Origin of the sequence: Paraburkholderia sp. HP33-1 (assembly GCF_021390595.1) — a bacterium.
Taxonomy (GTDB): domain Bacteria; phylum Pseudomonadota; class Gammaproteobacteria; order Burkholderiales; family Burkholderiaceae; genus Paraburkholderia.
Map to the genome: position 1 here is coordinate 1,303,084 of NZ_JAJEJR010000002.1, position 12,332 is coordinate 1,315,415.

At 63.8% G+C, this 12,332-nt stretch carries 17 protein-coding genes; 8 read left to right on the forward strand and 9 right to left on the reverse strand.

Annotated elements, in window-relative coordinates; translation table 11 throughout:
- Nucleotides 1–9 precede the first annotated feature (9 nt).
- The 4 genes from L0U81_RS21865 to L0U81_RS21880 form a co-directional block, all read right to left on the reverse strand.
- Nucleotides 10–747, reverse strand: coding sequence for a BON domain-containing protein (locus tag L0U81_RS21865; RefSeq protein WP_233805592.1), 738 nt, complete (start codon nt 745–747; stop codon nt 10–12).
- Nucleotides 748–813: 66 nt separating this feature from the next.
- Entirely contained in the window at nt 814–1,299 is a 486-nt protein-coding gene (locus tag L0U81_RS21870) for an aminoacyl-tRNA deacylase (RefSeq protein WP_233805593.1), read from the reverse strand.
- A 106-nt stretch (nt 1,300–1,405) separates the two neighbouring features.
- The gene (locus L0U81_RS21875) at nt 1,406–1,729 is read right to left on the reverse strand and encodes a four-helix bundle copper-binding protein (protein WP_233805594.1); all 324 of its coding nucleotides are present in this window, start codon (nt 1,727–1,729) and stop codon (nt 1,406–1,408) included.
- Nucleotides 1,730–1,922: 193 nt separating this feature from the next.
- The gene (locus tag L0U81_RS21880; RefSeq protein ID WP_233805595.1) at nt 1,923–2,870 is read right to left on the reverse strand and encodes a pseudouridine-5'-phosphate glycosidase; all 948 of its coding nucleotides are present in this window, start codon (nt 2,868–2,870) and stop codon (nt 1,923–1,925) included.
- Between the two features lie 89 nt (nt 2,871–2,959).
- On the opposite strand from L0U81_RS21880, the gene L0U81_RS21885 reads away from it, so the two are divergent.
- Together L0U81_RS21885 and L0U81_RS21890 are read left to right on the forward strand one after the other, a co-directional pair.
- Complete coding sequence (locus L0U81_RS21885) at nt 2,960–3,739, forward strand: alpha/beta hydrolase (RefSeq protein ID WP_233805596.1); 780 nt, start codon at nt 2,960–2,962, stop codon at nt 3,737–3,739.
- 2 nt (nt 3,740–3,741) lie between these two features.
- A complete protein-coding gene (locus tag L0U81_RS21890) occupies nt 3,742–4,083 on the forward strand; it encodes a hypothetical protein (protein WP_233805597.1) in 342 nt (113 codons plus the stop codon).
- A gap of 94 nt (nt 4,084–4,177) precedes the next feature.
- Here L0U81_RS21890 and ribA read toward each other — a convergent pair whose 3' ends face one another.
- Nucleotides 4,178–4,828: a GTP cyclohydrolase II gene (gene ribA / locus L0U81_RS21895; RefSeq protein WP_233807882.1), complete on the reverse strand. Its 651-nt coding sequence runs from the start codon at nt 4,826–4,828 to the stop codon at nt 4,178–4,180.
- Nucleotides 4,829–5,019: 191 nt separating this feature from the next.
- Here ribA and L0U81_RS21900 point away from each other — a divergent pair, with 191 nt between their 5' ends.
- Complete coding sequence (locus L0U81_RS21900; RefSeq protein WP_233805598.1) at nt 5,020–5,463, forward strand: CBS domain-containing protein; 444 nt, start codon at nt 5,020–5,022, stop codon at nt 5,461–5,463.
- 217 nt (nt 5,464–5,680) lie between these two features.
- On the opposite strand, the gene L0U81_RS21905 is transcribed toward L0U81_RS21900, so the two are convergent.
- Nucleotides 5,681–6,028, reverse strand: a complete 348-nt coding sequence (locus L0U81_RS21905; protein ID WP_233805599.1) for a DUF4148 domain-containing protein — start codon at nt 6,026–6,028, stop codon at nt 5,681–5,683.
- A gap of 268 nt (nt 6,029–6,296) precedes the next feature.
- Complete coding sequence (locus tag L0U81_RS21910) at nt 6,297–6,926, reverse strand: DNA-3-methyladenine glycosylase (protein WP_233805600.1); 630 nt, start codon at nt 6,924–6,926, stop codon at nt 6,297–6,299.
- A 226-nt stretch (nt 6,927–7,152) separates the two neighbouring features.
- Between L0U81_RS21910 and L0U81_RS21915 the strand changes: the two genes are divergently transcribed.
- Both L0U81_RS21915 and L0U81_RS21920 read left to right on the forward strand, forming a co-directional pair.
- Nucleotides 7,153–7,512, forward strand: a complete 360-nt coding sequence (locus tag L0U81_RS21915) for a BON domain-containing protein (RefSeq protein WP_233805601.1) — start codon at nt 7,153–7,155, stop codon at nt 7,510–7,512.
- A 177-nt stretch (nt 7,513–7,689) separates the two neighbouring features.
- Nucleotides 7,690–8,772 carry a calcium:proton antiporter gene (locus L0U81_RS21920; protein ID WP_233805602.1) on the forward strand — a complete coding sequence of 361 codons (1,083 nt, stop codon included), beginning with the start codon at nt 7,690–7,692 and terminating at the stop codon, nt 8,770–8,772.
- Between the two features lie 44 nt (nt 8,773–8,816).
- Here L0U81_RS21920 and L0U81_RS21925 read toward each other — a convergent pair whose 3' ends face one another.
- Together L0U81_RS21925 and L0U81_RS21930 are read right to left on the reverse strand one after the other, a co-directional pair.
- On the reverse strand, nt 8,817–9,710 hold the full coding sequence (locus L0U81_RS21925) for a LysR substrate-binding domain-containing protein (protein WP_233805603.1): 894 nt from the start codon (nt 9,708–9,710) through the stop codon (nt 8,817–8,819).
- A gap of 23 nt (nt 9,711–9,733) precedes the next feature.
- Complete coding sequence (locus tag L0U81_RS21930; protein WP_233805604.1) at nt 9,734–9,871, reverse strand: hypothetical protein; 138 nt, start codon at nt 9,869–9,871, stop codon at nt 9,734–9,736.
- Between the two features lie 126 nt (nt 9,872–9,997).
- Between L0U81_RS21930 and L0U81_RS21935 the strand changes: the two genes are divergently transcribed.
- From L0U81_RS21935 to L0U81_RS21945, 3 genes are all read left to right on the forward strand, one after another.
- Entirely contained in the window at nt 9,998–10,819 is an 822-nt protein-coding gene (locus tag L0U81_RS21935; RefSeq protein ID WP_233805605.1) for a transporter substrate-binding domain-containing protein, read from the forward strand.
- A 62-nt stretch (nt 10,820–10,881) separates the two neighbouring features.
- Entirely contained in the window at nt 10,882–11,646 is a 765-nt protein-coding gene (locus tag L0U81_RS21940; protein WP_233805606.1) for an amino acid ABC transporter permease, read from the forward strand.
- A gap of 2 nt (nt 11,647–11,648) precedes the next feature.
- A complete protein-coding gene (locus tag L0U81_RS21945; protein WP_233805607.1) occupies nt 11,649–12,305 on the forward strand; it encodes an amino acid ABC transporter permease in 657 nt (218 codons plus the stop codon).
- The last annotated feature ends 27 nt before the right edge of the window (nt 12,306–12,332 follow it).

Here is a 12,332-nt window from a genome sequence, read left to right on the forward strand (position 1 = left end):
CAAGTCGGTTCAGGTACGCACCTGGATACGATTGACGACGCCCCCGCTGGCATCCAGGCACCAGGCATCCTGTTCCGCCTGCCGTCTTTCGGCTTCGGTCGCCACCCAACCTGCTAGCGTGATCCTGCGGTTTTCCACGTCAATGGTGATTTGCTCGGCGCGCACGCGCGGATCGGTTTCGAGCACCAGGTGCAGGACGTCAGATATTTCTTCGTCGCCGTCCGCTTCGACGGGTACCAACTCCAGCAGGTTCACCACGTCGCGGCAACCGCCGACCCACCAGGCAATCACACTTGCGAGGCGCTTGTGAGACAGGCTGATCACTTGCCCCGTCAAGGTCACCACACCGTCCTTGACCGTTATCTCGACGACACCGCTGCCGTCGTTGCCCGCTTCGTCCATGGTGCCGCGCAGCAGTTCGAGTTGGCCCTTCACGCGTGCGCAGATCACACAGTTGCGGAAATCCACCGCCTGAGCCAGCCGTTCGCAAATACGTGTGCGCAACTCGCCATCAGCAACCGGCGGGTTGGCGGTGACACGTAACTGGTCGATCAGGCGCTCGCCCTCGCTGTGTATTCGGGTCAACTGAAGAAGGCGTTTTTTGGATGTGACGTCTGGCACCTCGCCTGCGACGATCAAGGCACCGTCGTCGAAAGACAGGTGAACGGGATGACTGTGAAGCTTCAGGTGTGATTCGTGTTCGAAGGCTGCCACTACCTGCTTCAGGACCATGTCGCTGCGTTGCATGATCTGCCTCGCGCAAAAGGTTGGTGGCGCAGCGCGTGTTATGCCGCGCTGCGCAAACCACGTCGGTCACATTGGCAGACCCTGCATGCGACGCGCGAAGCGTGCCCGCTCGGCCCGGTCCATCAGGTGCAGGAATTGATCCGTGCCCATATGAATCAACTCTTCATGATCGCCGGCCTCGAAATAAACGTCCGGCTGCAGGGCGAGGCTCTCGTCAAGATAGGTCTGCATGCCATAGGCCGTACATACCGGAGGGAGCGCTCCCACGTCGCAATCCTTGAACAACTCCCGCAAATCGGTCTCTTTGGCTAACAGGAGATGACGTCCGGTTTTTGCCCAAAGCTCGGACAGCCGCACGGCATAGGTCGATGGCAGCACAGTCGCCACATAGCCGTGCTCGTCTTCAAAAAGCACTGTCTTGGCGAGGCGATCGCCGGGAATATGTGCTGCCGCCGCGGTTTCAACGCTGGAATGGCTGTATGGATGATGCACGATTTCGTACTGCGAGCCCTTGCTGCGCAGGCAGTCCTGGAGCGTGGCTGACATTGACATGACGCACCTCCACTGGAAGCGGACAGGAAATTACTTTCGCAAGACCCTTTAAGAATAGTTCGCTTTCGCTAGCGCGGGAAAAACCGGTTTTTGGGGACCGCAGGCGTCAGATCTTCCGGCAAGCTTCCGCGCACACGCGGCAAGCATCGCTGCACGTGCCACAGTGCTCAGGTGCATGACGGCCGCATTCCTCGGCACATTCATCGCAGATCCGCGCGCACAGCGCACAGAGTTCGAAGGCGAGATGGCTCTGTCGAGCTAGCGCCGCGGAGGTGAAGCGGCACAGGGAACTGCAATCGGCGTTGAGCCGAATGCACTTGGTCATCGCTGCGACGCCCGGGTCTGCGAGGCACGCAGATGCACAGCGGTCGCAAGCGGCGGCGCACGCATCGCATGCGTCGATACAGGGCTGGTACGCTTCAGTGTTCATGCTGCGTCTCCAGTTTCCGGCGAAGTGACGCTTCTCCTGCGAGCCTGGTTCGATCGCAGGGGATTTGGGTCATGCCACGCTTGCGTGCCCATCGGTGAGACCCGAACTGCTTGATCTCAGCCTAGTCTGAAGTCGGGCCTCCGTAAAGGCCGGAGTCTCGACCACGCCTCCCGCAAGGGCGAGACGCCGGCGGCTACGCCGCGCCCGCCCCGCGCCCCTCGTGTGCCAACGCCAGCGCCAGCCTTGCGCCCACCTCGGCGTTGTGTTTTACGAGCGCGATGTTTGTCGCCAGGCTGCGTCCACCGGTCAGGGCCTTGATGCGAGCCAGCAGGAAGGGGGTCACAGCCTTCCCGGTAATTCCTTGCGCTTTGGCCTCGGCAAGTGCCTGCTGAGTCAGCGCGTCGATTTCTTCAAACGCCATCGCTGCTGGCGCCGGCACCGGCGTGCTCAACACCACGCCGCCCGCGAGGCCCAGGTCCCACTTGGTGCGAATGAAGCGCGCCTGCTCCACCGCGTCATCCAGCCGGAAGTCCGCGCGAAAACCGCTGTCGCGCGTGTAAAACGCAGCGAAATTGTCCTGCTCGCAACTGAGCACCGGCACGCCGAACGTTTCCAGGTATTCCAATGTGAGCCCGATGTCCAGGATGGACTTCGCACCGGCACAGACCACCGCGACCGAGGTCTTCGCCAGTTCCTGCAGGTCGGCCGAGATGTCGAAAGTTTCCTGCGCGCCCCGGTGCACGCCGCCAATGCCTCCAGTGACAAAGACCTCGATGCCGGCCAGCGCGGCACATATCATCGTGCCGGCCACTGTGGTGGCGCCGAGACCGCCGCCGGCCAGCACGGCCGCCAGGTCGCGGCGGCTGACCTTGCGGACCTGGTCCGATCGGGCTAGCAGTTCCAACTCGCCGTCCGAAAGGCCGATGTGGATTCGCCCGCCGATCAGCGCGATAGTCGCGGGCTCGGCTCCCGCGTCGCGGATCAAGGCCTCCACTTCGCGCGCAGTGCGGATATTCTCCGGGTAGGGCATGCCGTGAGCGATGATGGTCGATTCCAGCGCCACGAGCGGTCGGCCCGCAGCCTCTGCTGCAGCTACAGGCGCGCTGCGGGTCAACCAGGAGTGTGCAAGGTCGGTGCCCATGTCGATCCTTTCGGCGGCGTGATTCCCCGAAGTATGGAGCACAAAGCGGGTCCAAGGTACGCTGTGCAAGCGCGGGGCGTCGTGGGTTGATGCTGCGTTTCATCGTTGCACGCCCGATTGTGTTCGCAGGAGTCGCCATCTTGCTGGATCGTTTTCTCTACTTCCCTGAGAAGGCTGCAACCGAGGACGTCGTTTCCGGCGGGCTTCGCGCCTGGCCGACACCTGAAACGTTCCGGGGCCTCGTGGCCGAGCCCGCCGGTTCCGCGCGCGCCACCGCCATCGTCTTTCATGGGAATGCGGGGCATGCCGGCCACCGCTCGTTCTACACCGCAGCGCTCACCCGGTTCGGGCTGCGCGTGATCCTCGCCGAATATCCAGGCTACGGGCCGCGCGACGGCACGCCGGCCGAAGAGACTCTGGTCGCTGATGCCCAACAAACCATCGCGCTGGCGCATCGCCACTACGGCGCGCCGCTACTCATCATCGGCGAATCGCTCGGGGCCGGCGTGGCGGCCGCAGCCGGCTCGCGTGAACGCGACAAGACCGCTTGCTTGCTGCTCATCACGCCATGGGATCGGCTCGAGCACGTCGCTGCTCATCACTATCCGTGGCTGCCCGTAAAGTGGCTGCTGCGCGACCAATACGACAGCGTGACCCACCTGGAGTTGTTCGGCCGCCCCGTTCTGGTAGTGGTTGCGGAACGCGACAGCATCGTCCCCCCGCGCTTCGGCGAAGCGCTCTACAACTCGCTCGCCGAACCGAGACAACTGATGGTCGTGAAGGCGGCTGAACATAACGACTGGATTGGCCGCGTCGATGAAACCTGGTGGCGGGAGGCGATCGGCTTCCTGCTCACGCCGTCGGATTGAAAATGAGATCACGCTCCGGTCAGTCAAGCGGGGAACGCTTTTATGTCCTCGACGCCAAGAACAGACCCGTCGAGGTGTTCGACCGGGGCGAGTGGTCGCGCTGGATGACTGAGAACGAACTGATCTTCCGGCGCACGCTGCTGGACGAATCCGGTGTGATGGTCACAACCCGCTTCCGCGGTGTGTCCGAACCTAAAACCGAAGAGGCTTCGCTGTTCGTGACCCGCGTCGCCGGAATGGAAGCGCGAGACAACAAGAGCTACGGAGCTCGTACGCTCGATGAGGCGCTGGAGCAGCATGAGCTCATCGTGCAGAAAATCCTCCGGATGCTGACCGGGCGGTGATCGTCACAGGGCAACAATTCCTCACGACCATCACCATGCCCCGCGCGGACGATTTTGCCGGCCGGGCCCGGCTGGGCCCGGCGTCGAATTTACTCTATTCGTTCTCGTCGAAGTAATGCCCGAACTTCAGCTGCTTCGTGCGGATATACCGCTCGTTTTCCTCGCGCATAGGAATTGCGAGCGCCACGCGCTCGCACACCGGAATGCCGTGCTTCGACAGCGTGTCGAACTTCTCCGGATTGTTGCTCATCAGGCGCACCGACGTGACCTTCAGCGTGCGCAGGATGCCCGCGGCCGAATCGTATTCGCGTGAATCGTCGGGCAGGCCGAGATCGAGATTGGCTTCGACGGTATCGCGCCCCTGCTCCTGCAGCGCGTACGCGCGGATCTTGTTCGACAGGCCGATGCCGCGCCCTTCGTGCCCACGCAGATACAGGAGCACACCGCAACCCTCGGCTGCGATATAGCGCAGCGCGAGATCGAGCTGTTCGCCGCAGTCGCAGCGATACGAGCCGAGCACATCGCCCGTCAGACATTCCGAATGCAGGCGCGTCAGCACGGACGACTGGTTGGCGACATCGCCCATCACGAGCGCGAGATGTTCGGCGCCGCTGTCGACCACGCGAAACACATAGGAAGTGAACGTGCCGTAGCGCGTGGGCAGCGTGGCGGTGGCGTCGAGTACGACGCATTCGGCGGTGACGGCGCCGTCCGCTGCGGGCGAGGAATCCTGAGACGTGAGCATGGCGTTGAACAATGGTGCTGGCATGAACCCGGTCGAGCCGGGGATAAGGTTTGGATTGCGAGTTTACCGCTAATCCGCATGCCAGGTATTCCTGGTGTACCGCGAGCGTATGGCGCGCCTATACTGGAATCGCCTGTCCCTCACGACAGTGCGCCACTTCGGCGTGCTGCACTGCGAAACGGAGCCGCTCAATGACAAGCGTTGCACAGCTTCTTAAAACGAAACCGAACCCCTCCAACGTCTACACGATCGGCGCCGACGATTCCGTCTACGAGGCGATCCGTTTGATGGCCGAGAAGGGCATCGGCGCGCTGGTGGTGACGGACGGCGAGAGCATCGCCGGCATCGTTACGGAGCGCGACTACGCGCGCAAGGTGGTGCTGATGGACCGGTCGTCGAAGGCGACCCCGGTGCGCGACATCATGAGCAAGGCGGTGCGCTTCGTTCGCCCGGACCAGACGATCGAAGACTGCATGGCCCTGATGACCGAGCGGCGCATGCGCCACCTGCCGGTCATCGACAACGACAGGCTGATCGGCATGGTGTCGATCGGGGACCTCGTGAAGAACATCATCGCGGAACAGCAGTTCACGATCCAGCAGCTCGAGTTCTACATTACCGGTGAACGGCCCTGAGATCTGGATCGGACGCAAAAAAAGCCCAAACCTCGAAGAGTTTGGGCCAAGCTACCTTGCGGCAGCGGAGGTTCCTTCAGAAAGACGAACGTAACGCGCGCACGAATGACACGCTCGCGGGTACATCGGTGCGGCGCGCTCGATTGGAACAGTACCTGGTATGAAACGCGGTGCGCCGTCGAAAGCGGTACACCGCGTTGAGCCGTGTGCGTGGCAATCAGTTACCGAAATACACGCTTTTCGGGCCAGTCACCGGCTGCGCCATGCCGCCCGCTTGCGTCGATCCGCTCATCGGCGCGCCATAACCGCTCGTGTCGGCGGTCGGCAGGGTCTGCGTCTGCGCGACGGCCGGATTTTGCGCTTGCACCCGCCGCTCAGCGGCCTGGACGTCGGCCGGGTAACTCGTGTCGTTCGATGTCGCCGGGTTATAGCCCGCGTGCTCCAGTTGGATCAGTTCGTTGCGGACTTCCGCGCGCGTGACCGGCTGCTGGCTCGCCTGCGCGAACGACGCGACCGGTGCGGCGAGAACGGCTGCAACAGCGACTGCCTTGATCAGCGATTTCATGATGACTTCCCTCCAATGTGGTTTTATCTGCATCGCGGCCACCGTGGTGTGCAGCGAATAAGTTCAGTCTAGTCACCGCATTGACGAGGGAAAACCCTTAATTTCAAGATTAAAAATTGTTCATTTCGCAATAATCCAGGGGAATACAGTGGAACTGACTCAACCAGCGTCATCTACCGGTTAACAATTATCGGGATCTCAACCTTTGCGTCTGATGTTTCCGAAATACATCTGATCTGAGAAAAATCCGCCCCGTGCGGCCGCAATGTCATGCGCCCGAATGCGGAATCGTCAAAAGCTTGCGCGGCCCGCTGACGAACGCGCTGCCCGGTTCGAAAAAACGCAACGGCCGATGCATTTCGCGCGACAGGCCGATGCGCGTCGTCACGCCGATCGGCGCGTCGCCAGTCTCGATCACGCCGATCCATAACCCCCGTCCCGTGCACAGATCGTGGCCGTCGAACGCCTTGCCGATGCCGAACGCCCCGGTCAGCCGACCGGGTCCGCGCGCGAGATCGCGCAAAGGCACGCCGGGACGGCGCGCTTCCATCAGCGCGAGTCCTTCGAGCGGTTCGATCGCGCGCAGCAGGATGCCGGCGCCGACCTCCTCCGCTTCCGCCGACATGTTCAGCATGTACGAAACGCCGTAGGTCAGTCGCACATAGGCGTGACCGCGCGCGAGGAACATCGACCCGTTGTGCGGACGGCGTCCGATGAACGCGTGGCTCGTCGAATCGCCGAGCGGATACGCCTCGGTCTCGACGATGCGTCCGCTCAGGCGTCCTTCGGGCAGATCGTGCACGAGGTATTTGCCGACCATGAAGCGCGCGAGCTCGACGGTGTCGACCGGCAGATCGTCGCGGCGTAACGGGCGGATGGGAAGAGGCGCGCTTCGCATGGGTTGGACGTCCTGAATCCTGGGTTGCGTTCAGCCTGTTCGTTGTACCAAAGCCTCACTTTTACCGCCATTGAGGGCGACATGGCACTAATTGTTGTATTGTGTGCAACCGGGCGGTCTCACGGCCGTTTGCATGCTCCATTCGCATTGAGTCCCGCTGTACCCGCTGGTGAAAATATCGCTCCCATCCGGGGGCGACGTTCCTACGACAACAGGAGATGGTTGAATGAAAGCATTCCCGGTAATCAAGATGATCGGTGGCGCGCTGGTCGTTCTCGCTTCCCTCAACGCTTACGCGCAAAGCAGCGATGCGGCTGCGACCGCGGCGCCGGCGGCAGCAGCGCCGAGCGCCAAGCAGACTCGCGCGGCCAACCGCGCGTTGCAGAAGAAGGTCCGCGGCACGCTCGCGCGCACGAAGGGCCTGACGGTAGGTAACATCATCGTGCGCGCACGCGATGGCGCCGTCACGCTGGAAGGCTCGGTGCCGGAACAGGGTCAGATCGAACTGGCAACGAATGCCGCACAAGGCGTGGCAGGCGTGACGTCGGTGAAAGCCGCGCTGACGATCCGCGCCATCGGCCAGTAAGCCGGCCAACCTGCCGAAGAAGTTGCGGTAAATGCAGGAAGCTGGTGTCGACGGCGCAACCCGCGCCGCGACGCCAGCCCACGATCCGATTCAGCACTCGATATCCTTGCCTCGCGGCGCGGCATTCGAACCGCCCTTAAGCGGCGATTCCCCAGCGCCCTCGGAACCGCAGCCCCCATGACTTCCCCCACGACCGTCTTGCCCCGCTGGACCCTCGTCGTGCCATTCATTGCCTGGATCGTGCTCGGTGCCGCCTACGCGATGCCGGGCCACGCGCTGCTGCTCGCGGTGGTCGGCGTGTCGCTCTGCGCGGTCGTGTTTGCCGCCGTGCATCACGCTGAAGTCGTCGCGCATCGCGTCGGCGAGCCGTTCGGCACGCTGGTGCTGGCGGTCGCCGTCACGGTGATCGAGGTGGCGCTGATCGTCTCGGTGATGCTGACGTCCGGTCCCGAGAAGGCCGGCCTCGCGCGCGATACCGTGTTCGCGGCCGTGATGATCGTCTGTAACGGGCTCGTCGGGCTATGTCTGCTGGTGGGCGGCATCCGCCATCGCGAGCAGGACTTCCAGAGCCGTGGCGCGGCGGCCGCGCTGGCGGTGCTCGCGTCTCTGTCGGTGCTGACGCTCGTGATGCCGAACTTCACGACCACCAGCCCCGGGCCAACCCTGTCGCCGTCGCAGCTCGCGTTTGCCGGCGTGTCGTCGCTGGTGCTGTACTGCGTGTTCGTGTTCGTGCAGACCGTGCGCCATCGCGATTACTTCCTCGCTGACGTACCCGACGAAGACGTCCATGCCGAGCCGCCGGGCGTGCGGCTCGCGGCCATCAGCGGCGTGCTGCTGTTCGTGAGCCTCGTCGCCGTGGTGCTGCTGGCGAAAGTGCTGTCACCGGCGGTCGAAGCCGCCGTGCTGAACGCGGGCGCGCCGCCGGCCGTGGTCGGGATCGTGATTGCGTCGCTGGTGCTGCTGCCGGAAGGGCTCGCGGCGCTGCGCGCGGCGCGTGGCGATCGTCTGCAGACCAGCCTGAACCTCGCGCTCGGCTCGGCGCTGGCGAGTATCGGACTGACCATTCCGACCGTCGCCGGCGTGTTCCTCTACATCGGCCAGCCTATCGTGCTCGGCATCAACGGCAAGGAGATGGTGCTGCTCGCGCTCACGCTAGTGGTCTGCACGCTGACGCTCAGCACCGGTCGCACGACGATCCTGCAAGGCGCCGTGCATCTGTCGCTGTTCGCGGCGTATCTGTTTCTGTCGTTCGCACCGTGACGTGAGGCGTTATCGCGAGCAGGCGGGCAGCCACCACGGCCGCCTTAGTCTTCCCAATGCTCGACCATCCAGTCGCGGAACAGATTCAGCTTCTGCTGTTGCGCGACTGAATCCGGATACACGAAGTAATAACGCCAGCCGGTCTTCAGCACCGTATCGAACGGCCGCACGAGGCGCCGCGCCGCGACGTCCTCGTCGATCAGCGCGAGGTCGCTGATCGCGATGCCGAAGCCCTGCGCGGCGGCGTTGGTCGCCATATCGAGCGTGTCGAAGCTCGGGCCGAGTTCCGCGTCGATCGTGGCGGCGCCCGCCGCGTCGGTTTCCGCCACTTTTGAGAGCCACATCTTCCAGTCCCGGTGATCGCGCGTCGGATGCAGCAGCGTGTGGCGCGCGAGATCGGCCACCTGCGCGAGCGGTTTGTCCTTCAACAGTTCGGGCGTGCAGACCGGCGTCAGACGCTCCTCGAACAGTGACACCGCCTGGACGTCCGCACCCGGCGACGAACCATAGATGATCGCCGCGTCGAACGGTTCGCTCTGGAAATCGACGTCGTGCTGCCAGGTGGTCGTGATCTGCACATGGAGATCGGGATATTCGGACTGGAAGCGCATGATCTTCGGCAACATCCAGCGCATCACGCAGGTCGGCACCTTCAGCGCCAGATCGGTGCGCTGGCGCGTGAGGCGCAGCGACATTTCCTCGATGCGCGCGAAGCTCTCCTTGACGGCCGGCAACAGCATTTCGCCCTCGGCGGTCAGCGTCAGGCCTTTCGCGTGACGCTTGAACAGCGGGAACTTGTAGTACTCCTCGAGCGCGATGATCTGGCGACTGACCGCGCCTTGCGTCAGGCATAGATGGTTGGCGGCACGCGTGAAGCTGCGATGGCGCGCGACCGTTTCGAAAATCTGCAGCGCGTTGAGCGGCGGTAGGCGTCGCATCGGATGTCCAGGATCAGAAAAAATCATTGCGAGGCGGTGGCAGCGCCCGTCGCCGCTCCACCCGTCAAGCCCACAGCATACGTGATCGGCCGCGCGCGCACGAGCCGCCGCGCCACCGCGTCCGCGGGCCGCGAGCCATGAGCGTACGTCATGCGATCCATGCGCATATTTCGATTGTTGCGAGTTTTTGGCAACCCTACAGTGCATCGACTCGCGCCGCCCGATACCCGCCTACATCACACACGCTTCGCTTCAATCACGACCGCTTTTCGACAGAGGAAAACACGATGAACCAGCGCTCCGCTCTCCAACCGACCCGCCGCGTGTTCGCGACGCTCGCCGCGACGCTCGCGATGACCGCGCTCGGCGCGCTCGCCGCGCTGCCGTCGGCCGCGCATGCCGACGCGCTCGACGACATCGCGAAGTCCGGCACCGTGCGCATCGGCGTGTTCGAGGACTATCCGCCGTTCGGCTCGATCGGTCCGGACATGAAGCCGGTCGGCTACGACATCGACGTCGCCAATCTGATCGGCAAGGCACTGAACGCGAAAGTCGAGCTCGTGCCGGTCACGGGCGACAACCGCATGGCCTTCCTCGCCGACCACAAGGCCGACCTGCTGCTGTCGGTCGGCCAGACGCCGGAGCGCGAAAAAGTGATCGACTTCTCGCAACCCTACGCGCCGTACTACCTCGCGGTGTTCGGCCCGAAGTCGTTGCAGGTGAAGAGCGCCGCCGACCTCGCCGGCAAGTCGATCTCGGTTGCGCGCGGCACGCTCGAAGACCTCAGCGTGACGAAAATCGCGCCGCCCTCCGCGAACATCAAACGCTTCGACGATCCGAACGGCGCAATTTCGGCGTTTCTTTCTGGTCAGGTACAGTTGATGGTGGTCGGCAACGACGTCGGCGCGACGATTCTCGCGCGGCATCCGGCGAACGATCCGGAGCAGAAGTTCGCGCTGTTCAGCTCGCCCGATCACGTCGGTATGAACAAGAACGAACCGCGCCTGAAGGCGAAGGTCGACGAAACGATTGCCAAGGCCCGCAAGGACGGCACGATGAACGCGATCTCGCAGAAGTGGCTGCGCGCACCGTTGCCGGCCGATCTTTGAACCCTGTGGCGTGGTCCCTGGAAGACCGCGCCGCAAACTGATCCTGTGATGGGCACGAGGCCATGACCTACGCGTTCGATTTCAGTGGCTTCGGCCTTTATGCGGGGATGCTCGCGCGCGGCGCCGCCGTGACACTTGGGCTCACTGCCGTCTCGACACTGGCGGGCGGGCTCGTCGGTATCGCCGGCGCGAGCATCGCGGCGGCCGGGCCGAAGTGGGCGCGCTGGCTGGTGGCGTGTTACGTCGAGCTGATCCGCAACACGCCGTTTCTCGTGCAACTGTTCTTCGTGTTCTTCGGCCTGCCGAGCCTCGGCATTCATATCGACGAGATCCAGGCCGCGATTCTCGCGATGACCGTCAATCTCGGCGCGTACGCGACCGAGATCGTGCGCGCCGGCATCGGTTCGATTTCGCGCGGCCAGGTGCAGGCCGCGCAGGCGCTTGGCCTGCACGGACGCCAGGTGTTCCGCCACGTCGTGCTGCCGCAGGCGCTCGCCAACGTGTTTCCCGCGCTGCTCGGCCAGGTGCTGATCGTGATGCTCGGCTCGGCCGTCGTGTCGCAGATCTCGGTGCCTGACCTGACGTATGCGGCGAACTTCATCCAATCGCGCAACTTCCGCTCGTTCGAGAGCTACGTGATCATCACGGCGACCTATCTGCTGATGTCGATCGTGTTGCGGCAACTGCTGAACCGTTTCGGCCGCGGCCTGTTCGCGGGCCGCGCCGCGCGCGGTAACAACAGCAGTAGCGGCGCCGACGGCTTGCCGCGCAACTGGCGCAGCCGCCTGATGTGGCGCGGCGCGCGCACCCTGCCGACGGAGCGCTGATCATGGTCGAATTCACACTGTGGGACATCGCCCGCAATCTGCTGCTCGCCGCGCGCTGGACGCTGTTGCTGTCGCTGATCGCGTTCGTCGGCGGCGGGCTGGTCGGGCTCGTGCTGCTCGCGATGCGGGTGTCGCCGATCGCGTGGTTGCGGCGCATCGTCGTGGTGTACGTCGAGGTGTTTCAGGGCACGCCGCTGCTGATGCAGCTCTTTCTCGCGTTCTTCGGCCTGCCGCTGCTTGGTATCGACGTGTCGCCGTGGGCAGCCGCGACCGTCACGCTGACGCTCTACACGAGCGCGTATCTGGTCGACATCTGGCGCGGCTGTGTCGAAGCGGTGCCGCGCGGCCAGTGGGCGGCGGGCGCAAGCCTCGGCATGACGTTCGGCCAGCAACTACGCTATATCGTGTGGCCGCAGGCACTGAAAATCGCGGTCGCGCCGACGGTCGGTTTTCTCGTGCAGGTCGTCAAGAGCACCGCGCTCGCGTCGATCATCGGCTTCACCGAACTGACGAAGACCGGAACGATGATCACGAATGCGGCGTTCCGGCCGTTTCCGATCTACGGCATGGTTGCGATGATCTACTTCGCGATGTGCTTTCCGCTCACCTGGTATGCGCGCGTGCTCGAAAAGTGGCAGAAGGTGGGACAGCATCGGTGACGTGCGGGCTATGGCCTGGCGAGACTC

Bases quoted from the DNA above. Each gene is read 5' to 3' on its own strand.
- L0U81_RS21865 (WP_233805592.1), bottom strand. From the start codon at position 747: ATGCAACGCAGCGACATGGTCCTGAAGCAGGTAGTGGCAGCCTTCGAA.
- L0U81_RS21870 (WP_233805593.1), bottom strand. From the start codon at position 1,299: ATGTCAATGTCAGCCACGCTCCAGGACTGCCTGCGCAGCAAGGGCTCG.
- L0U81_RS21875 (WP_233805594.1), bottom strand. From the start codon at position 1,729: ATGAACACTGAAGCGTACCAGCCCTGTATCGACGCATGCGATGCGTGC.
- L0U81_RS21880 (WP_233805595.1), bottom strand. From the start codon at position 2,870: ATGGGCACCGACCTTGCACACTCCTGGTTGACCCGCAGCGCGCCTGTA.
- L0U81_RS21885 (WP_233805596.1), top strand. From the start codon at position 2,960: ATGCTGCGTTTCATCGTTGCACGCCCGATTGTGTTCGCAGGAGTCGCC.
- L0U81_RS21890 (WP_233805597.1), top strand. From the start codon at position 3,742: ATGAGATCACGCTCCGGTCAGTCAAGCGGGGAACGCTTTTATGTCCTC.
- ribA (WP_233807882.1), bottom strand. From the start codon at position 4,828: ATGCTCACGTCTCAGGATTCCTCGCCCGCAGCGGACGGCGCCGTCACC.
- L0U81_RS21900 (WP_233805598.1), top strand. From the start codon at position 5,020: ATGACAAGCGTTGCACAGCTTCTTAAAACGAAACCGAACCCCTCCAAC.
- L0U81_RS21905 (WP_233805599.1), bottom strand. From the start codon at position 6,028: ATGAAATCGCTGATCAAGGCAGTCGCTGTTGCAGCCGTTCTCGCCGCA.
- L0U81_RS21910 (WP_233805600.1), bottom strand. From the start codon at position 6,926: ATGCGAAGCGCGCCTCTTCCCATCCGCCCGTTACGCCGCGACGATCTG.
- L0U81_RS21915 (WP_233805601.1), top strand. From the start codon at position 7,153: ATGAAAGCATTCCCGGTAATCAAGATGATCGGTGGCGCGCTGGTCGTT.
- L0U81_RS21920 (WP_233805602.1), top strand. From the start codon at position 7,690: ATGACTTCCCCCACGACCGTCTTGCCCCGCTGGACCCTCGTCGTGCCA.
- L0U81_RS21925 (WP_233805603.1), bottom strand. From the start codon at position 9,710: ATGCGACGCCTACCGCCGCTCAACGCGCTGCAGATTTTCGAAACGGTC.
- L0U81_RS21930 (WP_233805604.1), bottom strand. From the start codon at position 9,871: ATGGATCGCATGACGTACGCTCATGGCTCGCGGCCCGCGGACGCGGTG.
- L0U81_RS21935 (WP_233805605.1), top strand. From the start codon at position 9,998: ATGAACCAGCGCTCCGCTCTCCAACCGACCCGCCGCGTGTTCGCGACG.
- L0U81_RS21940 (WP_233805606.1), top strand. From the start codon at position 10,882: ATGACCTACGCGTTCGATTTCAGTGGCTTCGGCCTTTATGCGGGGATG.
- L0U81_RS21945 (WP_233805607.1), top strand. From the start codon at position 11,649: ATGGTCGAATTCACACTGTGGGACATCGCCCGCAATCTGCTGCTCGCC.